This window comes from Holdemanella sp., assembly GCF_056804935.1.
Map to the genome: position 1 here is coordinate 5,192 of NZ_DBMEXE010000056.1, position 2,860 is coordinate 8,051.

Here is a 2,860-nt window from a genome sequence, read left to right on the forward strand (position 1 = left end):
GCTCCTGGCAATGCTTTAGATATGACATTTCTTAAGAAATTTCCTTTTACAATATTTCCGTTTGGTTCAAGCGTTAATATAAAGCTAGGAATTCCAGTTGCCAAGGCAGAAATCAAAGTCAATTGAATAGGTTTAAACGGATAGTTTTTTAAACATACAAGTGTTAATAAAGAAAGTGCAATTGAGAAGATTGTCTTCACCAAAAATAAAGAGGCTGTTCTTTGAATGTTATTAATAACACAACGTCCTTGATATAAAATAACAGGTAATGTATTCATTTGGTTTTCTAATAAAACTAGGCTCGCCACACTTTTACATGCTTGTGAACCCGAACCCATCGCAATAGAACAATCCGCTTCCTTTAATGCCATAACATCATTTACACCATCACCCGTCATGGCGACAGTTTTATTTCTTCTTTTTAAAGCTAACACAAGTTCCTTTTTTTGTTCTGGAGTAACACGTCCAAAAATCGAATACGAATCTACAACCATTTCTACATCCTTTATAGTAGACATATCAATACTTTTTGATGTAAAACCTGCTTTTTTAGCTAATGCTTCCACTGTTCTAGGATCATCTCCTGAAATAATTTTTATATCCACGCCTTGTTTTTTAAAGAAATTTAAAGTATCTTTGGCATCTGGCCTTAATTCATCACGAAGGCAAATATAAGCCAAAACAGCATTATCTTTCATCAAAACTACTACACGCATAGCTTGAGACGTATAGTCTTCAATATGTTTTTCTACATCCAAATCTATTTCTTTGGCAATATATGAATACGCTCCTAATTTATATTCTCCATCTTCAAATGTCACGCTCGAATATTTTCTTTGACTTGAAAACGGCAAATAGGATACAACTTTCTTATAATTTCTTGCCTTAAAATAGTTTCTTATCGCTATAGCTGTCGCATTGTCATCTGGTAAAGCCTGCATCATATCGCCTAGAATTCCGTCGACATTTTCAATTTCTTCAACATGACAAACACTTAGTTTTCCTTGAGTCAATGTACCGGTCTTATCTAAACATAGTGTATCTGTCCTAGCTAAGGTTTCAATACAATATAGTTCCTGTACTAAAACCTTTTGTTTACCAAGCTTATAAGCACTGATTGCCAATGCAACACTAGTTAAAAAGACAAGTCCTTCGGGAATCATGCCTACAACGGCAGCCACAGTATTTAAGGTTGCGGTTGTATAATTTGTTTTAATAAGCTGCTTAATGAACAAAACACATCCCAATGGAATTAAAATATATGTACACCATTTTATAATCCAATCAATTGAATCTCTTAACTGACTCGGATAACGTTTAAAACGCTTAGCATGTTTTAAAATCGAATACGCATATGTATCTTGTCCTACTTTGTCTACGTGCATCCAACATTTTCCTGAAATCACAAAGCTTCCACTAAGCAGTGAAGAATTTTCTTGTTTATATACCGCATCACTTTCACCCGTCAACATGGATTCATCGCATTCAATATTTCCAGATATAATATGACCATCAAAACTGATTTCATCGCCAGCATATAATACGAGAATATCGTTGACTTTCACTTCTTCAACGCTTAATTCCAGTTCAGTATTATTTCGAATCACATGAATCTTTGTCTGATTTAATAAAGAAAGCTTATCCAACATATGTTTTGAACGAATTTCCTGGAACAATCCAATCACCATATTTAAAATGACCGTAATCATAAAGAGCATATTACGATAAGATCCCGTAAAGAATACAAATATAGCTAGAACAACATTAATTCCATTAAATAAAGTAAACACGTGTTGTTTAATTATTTCTTTATAGCTTTTCGATAAATTATTTGAGTTATGCATATATCTATTGTACTACCTTTTAAAATATGAAATTATTAAGATTCTATTAAAAATGATACGACAATAGCCGTATCATTCAATAGATTCTAGTGGTGTATCCGCAAGCGCAACAGCTTGGGCATAAGATGTAATTGCCAAGTTGGATTCAATAGCTTTTTGTAGGCAGAACATCAATAATCTTGTATCAAATGCCTGCAAGTCTTTATCAAAGTTAATAGCCGGATATTTTGATAAATGATCTAATAATGTATCTACGTTTTCTTTTGTATGTTTTGTAGAAATACCAGTCACAACAACATTTTCTTGTTTAACAGCCTTTAAGCCATTCAATAATGCTACATACGGTTTATCTGGTCTTTGTACAAGCATCACCTTATTTTTAGGGGATGAAGCCAGTCTTAATGTCCATACACTCTTGCAGCTCACAACAATTTGCGTACAATTTTCATCATTCGCAAACAAATCAATTGTTTCTAATAATTTGTCATACGTATCTTCTACTTCTTTACAATCATCAAATACCAACGCTGAATATTCCATCTTTATACCTATCCTTTCAAATCTTCTGGCAAAGTTATTTTTTTATTTGTGAAACTTGATAATACCACCTTTACTCTCACCTTAGAAAACCACTCTACAAGCTGAGCATCGTCTGTTGCCTGCACTTGTTTATTCCTTGCAAGTTGGTGACACTCCTTAATTAAATCCGTTTTAAAACATTGCGGTGTCTGTGCATGATATACAAGCTTTCTTTCTAATGATTCCTTTACATAACCATCCACAACAATCTTTGTCGTATCCACACTAGGTACCATTAATAAACAGGCATCCTCTGTTTCTAAAGAATGTTTCAAATCTAAAATCCACTTTTTTTCAACAAAAGGTCTAGCCCCATCATGAATCATAACATAATCTTGATCTACGATTTGTAATCCGTTGTATACACTATCTTGTCGTGTTTGTCCTCCTGTTACAACTTGGATTCGAGAATCATATAAATAGTTTTCAGTAACATA

3 protein-coding genes are annotated in these 2,860 nt (G+C 33.3%); all 3 read right to left on the reverse strand.

Translation table 11 applies throughout. From position 1 onward, the window contains the following. On the reverse strand, positions 1-1,844 hold a 1,844-nt coding region (locus ACZQCL_RS04085), incomplete at its 3' end, for an HAD-IC family P-type ATPase (protein WP_482481907.1). Positions 1,845-1,916: 72 nt separating this feature from the next. Then, positions 1,917-2,384, reverse strand: a complete 468-nt coding sequence (locus ACZQCL_RS04090) for a hypothetical protein (RefSeq protein ID WP_117571097.1) — start codon at positions 2,382-2,384, stop codon at positions 1,917-1,919. An 8-nt stretch (positions 2,385-2,392) separates the two neighbouring features. After that, positions 2,393-2,860 (reverse strand): IspD/TarI family cytidylyltransferase (locus ACZQCL_RS04095; protein ID WP_482481908.1); only part of this gene is annotated, 468 nt, incomplete at its 5' end.